This is a genomic window from Acinetobacter sp. YH01006, from assembly GCF_013420445.1.
Taxonomy (GTDB): Bacteria; Pseudomonadota; Gammaproteobacteria; order Pseudomonadales; family Moraxellaceae; genus Acinetobacter; species Acinetobacter pseudolwoffii.
The window spans coordinates 115,285-131,383 of record NZ_VOYB01000006.1 but is presented as its reverse complement, the minus strand read 5'-3'; the positions used below and the strand labels follow the sequence as shown (position 1 = coordinate 131,383).

14 protein-coding genes are annotated in these 16,099 nt (G+C 46.6%); 7 read left to right on the top strand and 7 right to left on the bottom strand.

Going from position 1 to position 16,099, the window contains the following annotated elements; all coding sequences use genetic code 11:
- Window positions 1–2 precede the first annotated feature (2 nt).
- The 3 genes from lptG to FTT73_RS07530 all read left to right on the top strand — a co-directional run bounded on the left by lptG (window position 3) and on the right by FTT73_RS07530 (window position 3,949).
- A complete protein-coding gene (gene lptG / locus FTT73_RS07540) occupies window positions 3–1,073 on the top strand; it encodes an LPS export ABC transporter permease LptG (RefSeq protein ID WP_005094459.1) in 1,071 nt (356 codons plus the stop codon).
- A gap of 124 nt (window positions 1,074–1,197) precedes the next feature.
- A complete protein-coding gene (gene gpmI, locus FTT73_RS07535; protein WP_180191234.1) occupies window positions 1,198–2,745 on the top strand; it encodes a 2,3-bisphosphoglycerate-independent phosphoglycerate mutase in 1,548 nt (515 codons plus the stop codon).
- Between the two features lie 31 nt (window positions 2,746–2,776).
- Window positions 2,777–3,949 (top strand): S41 family peptidase, encoded by a 1,173-nt coding sequence (locus FTT73_RS07530; RefSeq protein WP_180191233.1) that lies wholly within the window; start codon window positions 2,777–2,779, stop codon window positions 3,947–3,949.
- On the opposite strand, the gene FTT73_RS07525 is transcribed toward FTT73_RS07530, so the two are convergent.
- Genes FTT73_RS07525 through FTT73_RS07515 form a run of 3 tightly spaced genes read right to left on the bottom strand, consistent with a single transcriptional unit; the run spans window position 3,950 to window position 7,613 of the window.
- Entirely contained in the window at window positions 3,950–5,374 is a 1,425-nt protein-coding gene (locus FTT73_RS07525; RefSeq protein WP_180191232.1) for a sigma-54 dependent transcriptional regulator, read from the bottom strand.
- Window positions 5,375–5,389: 15 nt separating this feature from the next.
- On the bottom strand, window positions 5,390–6,955 hold the full coding sequence (locus FTT73_RS07520) for a PAS domain-containing sensor histidine kinase (RefSeq protein WP_180191231.1): 1,566 nt from the start codon (window positions 6,953–6,955) through the stop codon (window positions 5,390–5,392).
- 22 nt (window positions 6,956–6,977) lie between these two features.
- The gene (locus tag FTT73_RS07515; RefSeq protein WP_005108454.1) at window positions 6,978–7,613 is read right to left on the bottom strand and encodes a response regulator; all 636 of its coding nucleotides are present in this window, start codon (window positions 7,611–7,613) and stop codon (window positions 6,978–6,980) included.
- Between the two features lie 219 nt (window positions 7,614–7,832).
- On the opposite strand from FTT73_RS07515, the gene FTT73_RS07510 reads away from it, so the two are divergent.
- The gene (locus FTT73_RS07510; RefSeq protein WP_141667085.1) at window positions 7,833–8,900 is read left to right on the top strand and encodes a serine hydrolase; all 1,068 of its coding nucleotides are present in this window, start codon (window positions 7,833–7,835) and stop codon (window positions 8,898–8,900) included.
- Window positions 8,901–8,954: 54 nt separating this feature from the next.
- On the opposite strand, the gene thrC is transcribed toward FTT73_RS07510, so the two are convergent.
- From thrC to xerD, 4 genes are all read right to left on the bottom strand, one after another.
- On the bottom strand, window positions 8,955–10,094 hold the full coding sequence (thrC, locus tag FTT73_RS07505; protein WP_180191230.1) for a threonine synthase: 1,140 nt from the start codon (window positions 10,092–10,094) through the stop codon (window positions 8,955–8,957).
- A gap of 57 nt (window positions 10,095–10,151) precedes the next feature.
- Window positions 10,152–11,456 (bottom strand): homoserine dehydrogenase, encoded by a 1,305-nt coding sequence (locus FTT73_RS07500; protein WP_005094444.1) that lies wholly within the window; start codon window positions 11,454–11,456, stop codon window positions 10,152–10,154.
- Window positions 11,457–11,581: 125 nt separating this feature from the next.
- The gene (locus FTT73_RS07495; RefSeq protein ID WP_100329427.1) at window positions 11,582–12,394 is read right to left on the bottom strand and encodes a DsbC family protein; all 813 of its coding nucleotides are present in this window, start codon (window positions 12,392–12,394) and stop codon (window positions 11,582–11,584) included.
- 99 nt (window positions 12,395–12,493) lie between these two features.
- Window positions 12,494–13,411 (bottom strand): site-specific tyrosine recombinase XerD, encoded by a 918-nt coding sequence (gene xerD, locus FTT73_RS07490; protein ID WP_005094442.1) that lies wholly within the window; start codon window positions 13,409–13,411, stop codon window positions 12,494–12,496.
- Window positions 13,412–13,586: 175 nt separating this feature from the next.
- On the opposite strand from xerD, the gene FTT73_RS07485 reads away from it, so the two are divergent.
- Genes FTT73_RS07485 through FTT73_RS07475 form a run of 3 tightly spaced genes read left to right on the top strand, consistent with a single transcriptional unit; the run spans window position 13,587 to window position 16,008 of the window.
- A complete protein-coding gene (locus FTT73_RS07485; RefSeq protein WP_004281065.1) occupies window positions 13,587–13,847 on the top strand; it encodes a FeoA family protein in 261 nt (86 codons plus the stop codon).
- Window positions 13,844–15,700 (top strand): ferrous iron transporter B, encoded by a 1,857-nt coding sequence (locus FTT73_RS07480; RefSeq protein WP_005094440.1) that lies wholly within the window; start codon window positions 13,844–13,846, stop codon window positions 15,698–15,700. Before FTT73_RS07485 ends, FTT73_RS07480 begins: the two co-directional genes overlap by 4 nt.
- 56 nt (window positions 15,701–15,756) lie before the next feature.
- Window positions 15,757–16,008, top strand: a complete 252-nt coding sequence (locus FTT73_RS07475; protein WP_005094438.1) for a DUF6587 family protein — start codon at window positions 15,757–15,759, stop codon at window positions 16,006–16,008.
- The last annotated feature ends 91 nt before the right edge of the window (window positions 16,009–16,099 follow it).

Here is a 16,099-nt window from a genome sequence, read left to right as displayed (position 1 = left end):
TAATGTTGGCACGTCGTATAGTTGCAAAACATGTGACCCAAACCACTGCGCTGGCGATGCTGGGTGCAACCGCTGTGTTGGCGGGTTTACAGGTGTTATTTACTTATCTGGGTGAGCTGGGTTCACTAAAAGAAGGTTATGGCGCCTGGGATGCCTTGAAATATGTGCTCTGGGGTGCTCCGAATTATCTTTATGAAATTCTGCCGATCTCGGCGCTGATCGGTGCGGTTTTAGGTTTGGGCACATTGGCCTCAAATAGTGAACTGATTGTGATGCGCTCGATCGGGATCAGTCTGTGGCGGATTGTTGGCTGGGTGATCCGTTCAGCATTACTGCTGGTGGTCTTGTCATTTGCCTTAAGCGAGTGGGTGATTCCCTATACCAATGAACAGGCCAAGAGCGTAAAAAGTTCGAGTAAAGCCGCACAACTGGGCGAAGTGCGGGGTTACTGGACCCGGGAAGGGCAGCGCTTTATTTATATTGATTATGCCAATTCGCAAGGTCAGCTGAAAAATGTGCAGATGCTGGATTTTGATGAAAATTATCGCTTACGCGGCACCTTGCAAGCGGATCAGGGTGAATTCGTCACAGATGGCTCCTGGACATTAAGCAATACTGAGCAGTTCGATATTCTGCAAAATGGTAGTGCTACCCTGATCAAGCAGGAACAGCAACCTTTGGCACTGGCATTACAGCCAAAATATGTGCATATGGTCACCATCGATCCTGAAGACTTGTCACCGAGCCAACTGATCAGTTTCACAAGTTATATGCATGAATATAGTCAGGTGCCAAAAACCTATCAACTGGCTTTCTGGCAGAAACTCGGTTCTCCTTTTGCCCTGATTGCACTGGTGGTGATTGCCTGTTCATTTATTTTCGGGCCGCTGCGTCAGCAATCCATGGGTTTTCGTCTGGTGATTGCCTTATTTGCCGGTCTGGGCTTTTTCTATCTACAGGATTTCCTCGGCTATGCCAGTCTGGTCTATGCGCCATCTCCGGCATGGTTTGTCTTTATTCCGATTCTGATCATGTTCGGTATTGGGGGTTACCTGCTGCATCGGGCACGCTAAGACCCAGGAAAATAGAACAAATCAATCGCGATGAGCGGCTTAAACCATACTCTGGTCATGGCCTCTTTTTGCAAACTTCGCTAAAATAGAGCGATTAATTCGTAGACGAACAGAGTATTTCATTATGACGGATGCAACTGCTGGCAAAATCCCTCACGTTTTGGTGATTATGGATGGTGTGGGTCATCGCGAAGCGGTCGAAGACAACGCGTTTTTAGCAGCTAAACGACCAAATTTAACTGCAATGCAGGACAAGCATCCGCATGGTTTGATCTCGGGTTCAGGCGAAGATGTTGGTCTGCCAGATGGCCAGATGGGGAACTCGGAAGTCGGACATATGAACCTCGGTGCAGGTCGTGTGCTGTATCAGGATTTTACCCGGATTACCAAAGACATTCGTACCGGTGATTTCTTCAATCATGAAGTACTCGTCGATGCGGTGGAGAAAGCCAAAGCTTCAGGTGGTGCAGTGCATTTGCTCGGCCTTTTATCTCAAGGCGGTGTGCATTCGCATGAAGACCATATTGTTGCGATGGCTGAACTGGCACTCAAACGTGGTGTCAAAGTTTATTTGCATGCTTTCCTGGATGGTCGTGATACGCCGCCACGAAGTGCCCAACCGTCATTGGAAAAACTGGATGCGCTGTTTGCACAATATCCGGGTCAGGGTCGTATTGCCAGCATGATTGGTCGTTACTTCGCGATGGATCGTGACAACCGTTGGGATCGCGTCGAACAGGCCTATCGTTTATTGACTGAAGGCGAAGCGGCCCGTACAGCTGCCACCGCAGTTCAAGGTCTGGAACAGGCTTATGCCGCAGATGAGTCGGATGAGTTTGTCAAAGCCACCCGCATTGGTGAGCTGGCAAAAATTCAGGATGGTGATAGCGTGGTCTTCATGAACTTCCGTGCTGACCGTGCCCGTGAAATTACCAAAGCCTTTGTTGAAAAGGACTTTGCTGGATTTGCACGTAAAGTGGTGCCGAACTTAGCCAAGTTTGTGATGTTGACGCGTTACCAAGCAACGATTGATGCGCCTGTGGCCTATATGCCAGAAGCGTTGGTCAACTCGATTGGTGAATACCTGTCAAATCTGGGTAAAACCCAATTGCGTATTGCTGAAACTGAAAAATATGCACACGTGACGTTCTTCTTTAGTGGCGGTCGTGAAGATGAATATCCGGGTGAAAAACGTATCCTGATTCCATCGCCAAACGTAGCCACTTATGACCTCAAACCGGAAATGAGTGCTTATGAAGTGACTGATGAGCTGGTGGCTGCGATCAATTCAGGTGAATTTGACCTGCTGGTCGTGAACTATGCCAATGGTGATATGGTCGGTCATACTGGCGTATTCGATGCTGCGGTGAAAGCAGTAGAAGCGGTTGATACCTGTTTGGGCCGGGTTTACGAAGCCGTGATGGCGCAAAAAGGTCATATGATTGTGACTGCCGATCATGGTAACGTAGAGCAGATGCAGGACTATCACAGTGGTCAGGTACATACTCAGCATACCACTGAACTAGTTCCATTTATTTATGTGGGTCCAACTCAGGCCACGATCGCAGAAGGCGGTGTACTGGCAGATGTCGCACCGACTTTATTAAGCCTGATGCAAGTTTCGGTACCTGCTGAAATGCAAGGTCGTAACCTGATTCAGCTTGATGCATAATTTTCGATAAAATTCTAAAAAAGGTCAAAGAATGGCAAGAACACGCTGGAAGTCTGTTGTAATACCATGCTTACTGATGTGTTTGAGTCATTCAGCCTGGGGGGCGGGTTCAAATGAGCCGGCATTCGATGATATGGAAATGGATGGGCAGGTCTATTCTGAAATTCCCGTAGCATCCATTCAGGAATTTGTGCAAATTTATGGCATTGTAAAAGACAATTATATTCAAGATAAAAATGACGATGCCTTATTCCAACAGGCCATTCAGGGTCTGGTCAGTGGCTTAGACCGCTATTCCCGCTATTTGTCGCCTGAAGATTATAAGCAGCTGCGTGAATATACCGAAGGTGATCTGGCCAGCATTGATTTTGATCTGCAATTTGACCCGCGGATGAAGCAATGGGTGGTTCAGGGCTTGAATGCCGATGCAGATTCAGCCAAGCAGGGACTGCGTAATGGCGTCACTGTTTATAAAATTGACGATCAGGTATTAAGTAGCCTGAATCAGGAACAAGTCCGGCAGTTATTGAGCGGAGCAGTTGGCTCTACGCTCACGATCCAGCTTTCCCCGCAAAGTCCGGCCGTTCGTCTGGTCCGCAATACCAAACTGGATACTGAAATTAAATCGAGCTTGCACAATAATCAGGTACTGGTATTGCAGGTCAAGGTTTTTCAGCAAGATACTGCCAATGAAATCAAGCGCCTGATTGAAAGTTATGCCGACAAGCGCCTAAAAGCCGTGCTATTTGATTTACGCAATAATCCCGGTGGCTTACTCTCGGCCGCAGTTGAATCTGCCGATTTATTTTTGAATCAGGGCGTGATTGTCTCGACCCAAAGCCGTTCGGAAGGCAATCAGCAATTTCAGGCGCTGCCAAGTTTTGAATTTCAGAATCTGAAAGTGGGCGTTCTGATTAATAACCGTTCAGCTTCGGCAGCTGAAGTCTTTACGGCAGCATTGAAAGAACATAGCCGGGCTTGGGTGGTCGGTGAGCAAAGCTATGGCAAAGGTGTGGTACAAAAGCTATTTCCACTGAGTAATGGTTCTGCTTTACAAATGACAGTGGCACAATACTTCAGTCCGAGTGGTCAGATGATTGAAGGGCGGGGCGTGCAGCCACATTTCAGTTATCCGTTTAAGCAGGAAATGCGTGAGGAGAGCTATCTGGAACACGTCACAGACCTGCTGCTCCTGCAAAAATAATTATTCGTCTTCCTCAATATCCAGTCCGAACTTTTTCAAACGATAGCGTAGGGAGCGGAATGACATACCGAGCTTTTTCGCGGCCAGTGTGCGGTTCCAGTGCGTTAGATTCAGCGCATTGAGTAGAACTTCTTTTTCAATCTTTTCTAAATATAGCTCTAGGCCTTCTTCTGGGAGCTTTCTCGGGGCAATCAGGGTGTCAGTCGCAATGATCTCGCTCGTGAGCGTATTCATCTCCTGAGCGCTGTTAAGAGCCTGACGTAACGGTGCACTTTGCAGGTGCTGAAGATCAATCCGCTCTTCATCACTCAAGGTAATTGCACGTTCCATAATATTACGCAATTCACGTACATTACCCGGATAATATTGTTCCAATAAAAATTCTTTACTGCGTTCTGTCAGTTTTTTATTGGCAATGCCCCATTCCTGGCAAATCTTCTGAATAAAATGTTCGGCGAGTAAGAGAATATCCTGACTCCGTTCACGCAGCGGCGGTAAAGTCAGATCCATCACATGAATACGGAAATATAAATCCTGACGGAATTTGCCTTGTTGTACCAAGGCTTCCAGATCCTGATGAGTGGCACTGATGACGCGGAAATCCACATCAATTTCAGTATCTGAACCGAGTGGACGAATACGTTTTTCCTGTACGGCACGTAACAGTTTGACCTGCATGGAAAGTGGCAGTTCTGCAATTTCATCCAGAAACAGGCTGCCACCATGTGCCGATTGAATCAGCCCCTGTTTGTCCTGAGCGGCGCCAGTAAAGCTGCCTTTCTTATGCCCAAACAGTTCGCTTTCCATCAGTTCAGTGGGAATCGCACCACAGTTAATTGCAATAAAAGGGCCTTCATTACGGTTGCTCAGGCGATGGACCAGATTGGCCACCACTTCCTTGCCAGTTCCCGATTCGCCAGTAATAAAAACCGGTGCCTGTGAGCGGGCAATTTTTTGTAAGGTAATACGTAAGTGCTGAATCGGTATCGATTGCCCAATCAGCATTTTATGTTCTAAAGCATCATTTGGATTATTATGGGAATAATCCACCGGTTTATTCAGTGCTTTTTGTAGCAGCTGTTCCAGATGTTTCTGATTGATCGGTTTGCTGACAAAGTCAAAGGCACCGGCCTTGAGTGCAGCAATCGCGATTTCCATGTTGCCATAGGCGGTCAGAACTGCGACCGGAAGTGCAGGGTAGAGATGGCCAATCCACTCCAGTAACTCCAAACCATTGCCATCGGGCAAGTTCAGGTCAGTTAAACAGGCATCATATTGATGATCTGCAAGACATTTTTTAGCATCTTGCAGACAATGTGCGATGTGCGTACGAATCCCCATCCGCAGCAACGACATTTGCATGAGGGTGCATAAATCTTCTTCATCATCCACCAAGAGCACCAGTGGCTGTTGTTCCACACTCATTTCCCTTAAACCCCTTTATACCGTAATACGTTGGCAGCTAATGCGAAAGCATGCGCCCTGTTCTTGTTGTATATAGTTTAATTGTGCCTGATTTGCTTCACAAAAACTATGTGATAAGTACAGTCCTAATCCGGTTCCACTAATCGAGGTGCTGAAAAAAGGTTGAAATAATAGGGCCTGGTCGTGTATGGCTACACCTGAGCCGAAATCCCGGATATCAATCCAGACCCGATGTTCATAGGGATGTATATTCAGCTGAATGTAATTGGCATCTGCTGAATTGTGACGGATGGCATTGCGAAGCAGGTTAATCAGGACTTGACGAAATTGTGCTTCATCGAACTGAATCAGCAGCGGCACATCAATATTAAATTGAATCTGATCGCAAATATCGGCCAAATCTTCCTGGATAAATAACGGGATAAATTCATTGAGATGAATCGGCACCGGATGGGTTTCTTTATTTTTGACCATATTCAGCGTGTCCTGAATAATCCGGTCAATCCGGGTCGCCTGTCGGCCAATCATCTGGTTGAGTACTTGTTGTTGTTCATTGTCAGAGTCATGATATAAATCATTGGCCTGCACAATAGCTGCCAATGGATTACGAATTTCATGCGCAATACTGGCTGAAAGCTGGCCCAGTGCAGCAAGCTTGAGTTGCTGCACCTGTTGATTGAGTTTTTTGGCATCCTGTAACACCAATAACATCAGGGTTTGATGCGGCACAATCAGCTTTTGTACCTGTACATGAATGTTATAGCGACTTTGCTGTGATTCAAACTGAAAACGCTCGCCATTTTCCAGCGTTTCAAACTGGATCAGTTCAAATAAATCTGGTTGTGACTGGTAGAGGGTAAATTTCTCATGTGCAAATTTTGCTTCGATCCCGAGCAGTGTACAGGCCGCAGGGTTACTCAGGACCACATGATAATTTTCATCCAGCACCAGATAGCCAGTTTCGATCTGTTCCAGAATATAACGGTTAATATTCTGTAAGCGATAAAGTTCCAGAGATTGCGAAAAGTTCAGGTTTTCCAGAATCTGAAAACGGCGCACCGCAATTTGCCCGGTTCCATAGACCACAAAGAACAAAAAGGCCAGCAGGGCACTATTACTGATATTGCTTAAGGAAGAAAATGCAAAAATACTGCCGATAAAATGTTGATATATGACACTAATCACAGCAATCAGCGTGACCACCAAAGCTTTTTTTGCATCCAGCAATAACGATGCGGAAAAGATGGTAATCACAAACAGCAAACCAATTTGCAGATTAGGCCCGTCACTTGCCAAAGTCAGTAAACTTAAGACGCAGACATCGCTAAAGAAAATCATAATCAGCTGCGGCTGGATCAGTCGTCTGATCCATTTCAGCGCGAACATCTGCGCTGTATTAATGGCAACACCGATTCCCAGCGCATAATAATACAGCTGTGGATATTGATAATCGCCGGTTAGCTCGGGGTAGGTCAGCAGAAAAATCAGCAGCAGGCCAGTGCTGATCAGCAGGCGATACGCGCTATACCAGATCCCTAAATGATACTGATTGAGTTCAGAATAATTGGGTTTTTGTGCCATATGCAGCGCGACTCGCCAAAGGCTAAGGTTTAATCAGCCCATAGCGCATGGCCAGATGCGTCAGTTTGACATCACTATCAATATTCAGTTTTTCAAAAATACGATAACGATAGGTATTTACGGTTTTGACGCTGACAAAGAGCTTGTCAGCAATTTCCTGAGCGCTGATACAGTTCACCACCATCATCGCCACTTGCATTTCACGTTCTGACAGTGCATCAAAAGGCGATTGCTGTGTATCAGAAAGGTAAGAACTCGCTAACTGTTCTGCAATGTCGGCACTAAAATATTTACCGCCTTGCATGACTTTATTGATGGCGCGAACCATTTCTGAAATCGGCGCCCCTTTGGTAATATAACCTTTGGCTCCGGCTTTTAATAACAGCGAAGGATAGGGTTCTTCTGCCAGACCGCTGACAGCCAGCACTTTGGTTTCAGGGGCACTCTGAAGCAGGCGGCGCGTGGTTTCCACGCCACCAATGCCCGGCATATTCACATCCAGTAAAACCACATTCGGATGATGCTGACGAACCAGAGAAATCGCTTCTTCACCAGATTCAGCCTGTCCAATCACCTGAACCTCCGCATGGTCTTCCAGCATTCTGCAAATTCCAGTACGTACTAATTCATGGTCGTCCACAACTAAAACTGTGATCACCTACGCTCTCCCTCTGTTAAAAAAATCATTTTTTTGTTACATAAAGCAAAATAAGCTTGCAATGAAAGTACAAAATTAGCAATCCTATTCGCAAGATAAAATCTGAAACTTATCACACAGTGTCAAGATCAAAAAATGTTCTGCAATGTGTTTAAATGTAAGGCATATTAGAGGTAATACGCAAATCAATCTTACCTCTGTTAGTTGAGTGAAGAAATAGTGAAGAAAATAAACAAGTCTTTAAGGCATGTATTGGGCCTGTCCGTGTTAGTCAGCATGAGTGCGACAAGTTTTGCTGAAATCATTATGAATTCTGGCACGACAGAGGGCGGATCCAGCATTAGTTGGTCTTCTGAGGAAGTCAATCAGCTGATGAGTGATGATTTCCGTGTGGCTGCTGATGAGCCTTCGCCACCCGGTTCAGCCACCGTGACCACGACCTTGCGTCAGAGTGTACCGAGCACCCAGCAGTCGGTCAGTGTTCAGCAACCAGCAAAAACAACACAGATTTTTGATACAAACAGTTATAGCAATCAACCCTCTGTAAATGCCCGTGCTGCATTGGTTATGGATGCGCAAACTGGTGAGGTGCTGTTTAGCAAAAACACCAATACCGCTTTGCCGATTGCATCTATTACCAAATTAATGACAGCTGTGGTGATTTCCGATGCACGTTTAAACATGTCTGAAAAAATCACGCTGCAACAGGCTGATTTCTCTTGCGCAGGTTGTAAAAGCTCAAGCTCGACCTTACGTGCTGGCGATAGCATGAACCGTGCCGAAGCTTTATTGTTTGCTCTAATGAAGTCTGAAAACCCGGCAGCTGCAGCCTTGGCGCGAACGTATCCAGGTGGTCGCAGTGCATTTATTGCAGCGATGAACAGTAAGGCCAAGGCCTTAGGCATGAATTCATCCCGCTTTATGGAATCAACCGGCTTACACCCTGGAAATGTGGCATCAGCACGTGATTTGGGTATTTTAGTGAATACCGCTTCTCAATATGGTTTGATTCGTCAATTCTCGACCACACCAAGCTATGACTTTAACTTGGGTTATCGTGTACTGAAATCGAATAATACCAATGCACTGGTGCGTAACGGCGGCTGGAATATCAATATTTCTAAAACCGGTTTTATTAATGAAGCAGGGCGCTGTGTCGTCATGCATACGACCCTGAATAACCGTCCGGTGGCAGTGGTACTGTTAGGTGCAAATAGCTCACAGGCGCGTACCAATGATGCGACCCGTTTGATGAGCTGGGTGAGCCAGCAACCAAAACGAATCTAATCTCTGCGCTCATAAAAAACCCTGCAAATGCAGGGTTTTTTATTCTGGCTGAAATTACATGTTCGACAGAATAGAGTCTTTTACCTGAGCCATGGTTGCGTCGATAGACAGCATCACCGCATCGGCACATTGTTTGATCGCGGTATCTGGATCTTTTAGACCATTACCGGTTACGGTACATACGATTACTGAACCTTCAGCGATTTTACCTGCTTTGATATCACGGATTGCACCGCCAACAGACGCAGCAGATGCAGGTTCTACGAATACACCTTCATACATCGACAGCAGACGTTGCGCTTCAAGAATCTCAGCATCCGTCAGTTCATCAAACCAGCCGTTTGAATCACGAACGACAGCTTTGGCATGATTGAAGCTTTGCGGATTACCAATACGAATTGCAGTTGCAACAGTTTCCGGATTTTCTACTGGACCACCACGCAGGAACGGAGCAGCACCAGACGCTTGGTAACCGGCCATGATTGGCAAGCCAGCCGGTTTAGGACCAGTGAAAGCATCGGTTTCAGCATCGTAAATCACTTGCTCAAATTCTTCTTTCGACTGATTGGCCACCGCTTCGGTATAGCCCATCCAGTGTGCAGTGATATTACCTGCGTTACCCACTGGCAGGCAGTGGTAATCCGGGGCACGACCTAAAGCTTCAACGATCTCGTAAGCAATGGTTTTTTGACCCTGCAGGCGGTACGGGTTGATTGAGTTTACAATCGTTACCGGTGCCTGATCAGAAACTTCCTTCACCAGACGCATGCCGTCATCGAAGTTACCACGAATTTGCATGGTGATTGCACCATACATCATCGCTTGGGCCATTTTACCCATGGCAATTTTGCCTTCCGGGATGAGCACGAATGCTTTGATACCGGCACGAGCAGCGTATGCAGCCGCAGCAGCAGAAGTATTACCAGTGGATGCACAGATGATGGCTTTAGAGCCTTCTTCAACGGCTTTGGTCACTGCCATAGTCATACCGCGGTCTTTAAATGAACCAGTCGGGTTTAAGCCCTCGTACTTCACATAAATTTCAACATCTTTACCAATAATGCGTGGAATATTCTCAAGCTTGATCAGTGGAGTATTACCCTCACCCAAAGAGATCGCACGAGTAGTTGCAGACACTGGTAAACGGTCGCGATAGCGGTCAACTAAACCAGTATAACGATTGGCATTCGACATGATGATGTTCCAATTGTGTGTAGAGCTTGGCAAGGGGAAATACTCCCCTTAACCCGATTAATTATCAAGCGATTCTAAACGAATTCGTACAATTTCGCCATGAATGACGGGTAATGCTTGAATTTGTGAGAGCGCTGCATCCATTTTTGATTCGACGATAGGATCGGTCAGAATCACGATCGGAATAAGGTCTTTTAAGCGAGGTTGCTGCATGATGGCATCAATACTGATTCCGGCACGACTGAGGATCGTGGTGACATCGGCAAGCACGCCCATTTGATCTTCGGCATTAATACGGATGTAATAGCCGGTGGTCATTTGTTCACGACTCAAGATCGGTAAATCGGTCAGGGCTTCAAAGGCCAGTTGCGGAATGGTTCCGGCACCGTCTTCGGTATAAATGATATCACGGACAATATCCACCACGTCTGCGACCACAGCAGAAGCCGTTGGGCCTGCACCCGCACCTGCGCCGTAGTACAGTGTTGGGCCAACCGCATTGGCTTGTACCAGTACGGCATTTTTCACGCCATTGACGTTGGCAATCAGTTCTTCTTCAGGAATCAGGGTTGGATGAACACGGAGTTCAATCCCGGCATCGGTGCGGCGTGCAATTCCCAGGTGCTTGATACGGAAACCGAGGTCTTCTGCATATTTCACATCTTGTGCAGTGACTTTGCCAATACCTTCAGTAAAGACTTTGTCAAACTGTAGCGGAATACCAAAGGCACATGAAGCCAGAATGGTCAGCTTATGTGCAGCATCAATACCTTCCACGTCAAAGGTTGGATCGGCTTCGGCATATCCGAGTTCTTGTGCTTCTTTGAGTACGTCTTCAAAAGTACGGCCTTTTTCACGCATTTCGCTGAGAATGAAGTTACCCGTACCATTGATGATGCCCGCCAGCCATTCAATCTTGTTGGCCGCCAGACCTTCACGAATCACTTTAATAATGGGAATACCGCCAGCCACTGCCGCTTCATAGGCAATTTGCACGGCATTGTCTTCAGCCGCTTTAAACAGCTCATTCCCATGTTCAGCCAATAGCGCCTTGTTGGCAGTCACAATATGCTTGCCATGTTTCATGGCTTCCATAATAATTTCAAAAGCAGGATGAATCCCGCCCATGACTTCGACCACCACGTCTACGTCAGGTTGACGCACGATGTCCATCAAGTCTGCACTTTGTTTCACTGATGCAGGTAGGTCCAGATCAGGACGTGGACGACGGGTGCCTACATAGGTAATTTCAATTTCACGACCGGTGCGACGTTTAATCTCAGCAGCATTTTCTTTTAATAGTTTCAAGGCACCACCACCTACAGTACCAAGACCGAGGATAGCCAGACGAACTGGTTTCACGTCACACTCCAAATAAACAGTTTTTTACGAGAACCTAGATCATAGCTAAAAAAACGCCATGACTCTAGGGTCATTTCAGAATATCTTTATGTATAAAATAAAGTTAAATAACGTATTAAAATGAGTTATTTAAGTCGCTTCAATAATTCAGCGCTAGACAGATATCCGCCGAGGTAAACCCCTTCCGAACTATAAATGGCAGGGGTGCCATTGACGCCCATATTCAGGCCCATGTGATATTGATCTTGAACAGGATTTTCACATTTCTCTGCACTAATCTGTGCGCCGGCAATGGCCTGATCAAAAGCACTATGACGGTCAGCACTACACCAGATTGCTTCCATGGCCGGCATATGCTGTTCACCACGCGGCCAGGCGATATAACGAACCTCAATACCTTTACTATTCATTTCATCCATTTGTTCATGGAATTTATGGCAATACGGACAGCTGACATCGGTAAAGACATAGACCACATGCTTGGCCTTGCCTTTGGCCGGATAGATCAGCAGATCTTCTGCTTTCAGTTCGGCAAAGAGTTTGTTGTTGATTCCGGCTTGCAGGTTTTCACTGACATTATGCAGCTGTTTATCACCGAGTCGGATCACGTCGCCCTGAATCAGGTATTTACCATCGCTGGTGACATAGACCGCAGACATACCTTCCAGACTGACCCAGAACAGGTTCGGTACTTCGGTGGTTTTAATATCGATAATTTTGGCACTGATCCCCGCAGTTTTGAAATGCTTTTCCAAGGTAGAGACCAGACGCTGTTGTGCATTGCGTTCGGTCAGGGTAGAGGCTTCTCCCGTTGCTGGCGCACTTGCAGTCAGTGTATCTTGCTTTTTAGTGTTGTTATCGGAATTGGAACATGCGCTAAGCCCCAAACCAGCAGCAAGTGTACAAGCCATAAAAACTTTTGAGCGGGCAAATGTCATAAATAACCCTTTTCTTCTTGGACTAAAAACAGAGCATTAGCATAACAAAAAAAAATACAAACACGTCAAACTTCTCAGTTTATTCCATATGTAGATGTTTTAAGCCCGTGGATGATGCGCTGCATGCAGCTGCTGCATCCGCACTTGCGCGACATGGGTATAAATCTGGGTGGTCGACAGGTCACTATGTCCAAGCAGCATCTGTACCACACGTAAATCTGCGCCATGATTGAGCAGATGCGTCGCAAAGGCATGCCGCAAGGTGTGCGGTGACAGCTCGGATGCAATCCCGGCCTGTAAAGCATAGCGTTTAATCGCATACCAGAAATTTTGCCGGCTCATGATGCCGCCATGCTGAGTCAAAAACAGATAATCGGTTGAGGTCTTATACAGTTGTGGACGGGCTTCATTCAGATATTTTTCCACCCATTCACAGGCCATGTGTCCCATCGGTACCAGCCGTTCTTTATTGCCTTTACCGACGATGCGTAAATAGCCCTGTTTTAAGTTAATCAGTTCCAGACGTAAGTTAATCAGTTCAGTGACACGTAAACCGCAAGCATACAGCACTTCAAACATGGCACGGTCACGCAGGCCTAAAGCAGTATTGATATCGGGGGCATCAATCAAGGCCTCAACATCGGCTTCAGACAAATCTTTGGGCAAGGCACGGCCAAGCTTCGGGGTTTTATGCGCTGCCACCGGATTATCACTACGCAGCTTCTGTTCACGCAGAAATTTATAAAATGAACGCAAGGCTGACAGACAGCGGGCAATTGAGCGTGGGCTTTTTTGCTGTTTGGTCAGTGCAATCAATACATCGGAAATATCGTCATGGGTCCATTCTGGCAAAGGCTTGCTCAGACATTCTGCACATTGCAGCAAATCAGATAAATAGGCATTTCGGGTGTGTGGACTAACCGTTTGCGCAATCAGATAATCACGAAAACCCTGTAAATAGCTCAAGGCTTCAGGAATTTGAACCGGGGCGGGAATACGGGGTTTTTTATTCAGCATAGGGTGCAAGGATCTGATCTGAAAAAGCGATGAATTTAATAGGTATTCTCCACTGTAGTTTAATTTCACCAGACTGTCGATGTGATATAAAAACTAATTCAGCATGTAATCAATCTTATTTGTTAATTATTCTCATTTGTTTGTATACTGTACAAAATAGTTCAGGAATTTCACGGTGCGTTTGTCTGATTTAAAAGCAAAACAAATTGCCATCATTCGAAAAGTGAGTCGAACAACTGATGGTGAAAGTGCTCTACACGATGTCGTCGCGAGTCGTTTGGAAACTCTAGGCTTTGTGCCGGGTACGAAGGTACAGGTGATTACGAAAGGTATTTTTGGTGGAGATCCCATTTTGATTCAAGTTGGATTTACCCGTTTTGCTTTGCGTAAATCAGAAGCAGCCAAAATTGAAATCGAACAGGCGGTGTCGGCATGAGTGATACATTACGTATTGCCCTTGTCGGTAACCCTAATTGCGGTAAAACTTCATTATTCAACCATTTAACCGGAACACGCCAAAAAGTTGGTAACTATGCGGGTGTCACGGTTGAACGTAAAGTCGGTACGTTTCAGCTTGCTTCAGGCAAAGCGGTACGGGTACTGGATTTGCCAGGGACTTATAGTCTGGATGCGACCAGCCCGGATGAAGAAATCACCCGTAATGTGGTGCAAGGTAAAATCGCAGAAGAACAGCAGCAGGATGCATTCTTATGTGTGGTAGATGCCACTAACCTGAAACTGCATCTGGGTCTGGTCCTAGAAATGATTGCTTTGGGTCGTCCGATTCTGGTTGTACTCAACATGATGGATGAAGCACGCCGTCGTGGGATGCAAATCAATACCCAGAAGCTGTCTGAACGTCTCGGCGTGCCCGTGGTGGAAACTGTAGCGGTACGCAGTTCAGGGATTGAAAACCTGAAGAATGCCCTGGATCAGGGAAAATTCTCGGTACCGCAGACTGAACTGAGTGGCTTAAAGGGTGACCCGCATCAGCAGGTAGAAGTCATTCTGAACGACGTGGTCAATTTCGTCGATCAGGAAGACAAACGTACTGATTTTCTCGACAGGATTTTTTTACATCCGGTACTGGGTCTACTCAGCCTGGCTGTAATGATGTTCGTGATTTTCCAAGCGGTATTTGCCTGGGCTGCGCCGTTTATGGATGGCATCGAAACCTTCTTTGGTTGGCTCGGTGAATTCCTCGGTGAATATATTGCTCATCCCTTACTGAATAGTCTGGTGGTGGACGGGATTATTGCTGGTGCCGGCGGGGTGGTGGTATTCCTGCCACAGATTCTGATTCTGTTCTTCTTTATTCTAGTCTTGGAAGAATCAGGTTATTTACCACGAGCAGCCTTCTTGCTCGATAAGCTGATGTTTAAAGCGGGCCTGTCAGGCCGTGCCTTTATTCCGTTATTGTCCAGCTTTGCCTGTGCCATTCCGGGCATCATGGCATCGCGTACCATCAGTGATCCGCGAGATCGTTTAACCACGATTTTTGTGGCACCGCTGATGACCTGTTCAGCACGTTTGCCGGTATATGCCTTGCTGATTGCAGCTTTCATTCCACAGCAAACTGTCTGGGGTTTTATGAACCTGCAAGGTCTGGTGTTATTTGGCCTGTATATGGCGGGTATTGTCAGTGCTCTGGCGGTGTCTTTTGTACTGAAATTTTTCCATAAAGATAAATCCCAGCACATGCTGTTGATGGAGCTGCCAAGCTACCGTTTCCCGGATCTGAAAAACGTCTGGATCGGCTTGCTGGATCGCGGCAAAATCTTCTTGAAGCGGGTCGGCGGTATCATCTTTGCCTTATCGATTGTACTCTGGTTCCTGTGTACCTTCCCGCAACCCCCAGAAGGTGCGACTTTGCCGGCGATTGATTATTCACTGGCAGGTATGCTCGGTCATCTGATGCAGCCAATCTTTGCACCGCTCGGTTTTAACTGGCAGATCTGTATTGCCTTGATTCCAGCCATGGCAGCACGTGAAGTGGTGGTTGCTGCATTGGGCACTGTCTATGCACTGTCTGCCGTAGATGACGATGCAATGTCCGAAGGTCTCTCTTCACTCATCAGTAGTGGTGGTGATCTGGGCTGGTCAGTGGCGACAGGTCTGTCTTTACTGGTGTGGTTTATTTATGCACCGCATTGTCTGGCAACTTTGGCGACAGTCAAACGTGAAACTGGTTCCTGGAAAACGGTCAGTATCATGACGGTTTACCTGTTTGGCTTGGCATATTTCATGTCATTCCTGACTTATCAAATTGCTTCATATTATTTGGGCTAATCTCAGGTTGGCCTCGGCCCGTTGAGCTTGCCTGAGTATATGCATGGGAGATTGAGATGATTGAAATTTTGATTGTGGCGGCACTGGTGCTGTGGAGTGCGCTGGTGGTATTTAAAAAGGTGTTTCCGAACACCTCTCACTCAGTCTTCCAGAAGCTGTCTGATGCCTGCGCAGCAAAAGGCTGGACGCGTCTGGCCAAATGGCTGCAACCGGGTATGGCTGCAGGCTGTGGTGGCAACTGTGCCTGTCCGGTGTCGGAGCAAAGTGCACAGGAAAAGCCGGCCCAGCAAGCGGTCAAATGGAAATAAGTTCCTTTTTGGCTGTGATTTTAAAAACCGTCATGAGCATGACGGTTTTTTTACGCATGGACACAAAAAAAATATGCAGAAAGCTCAATCA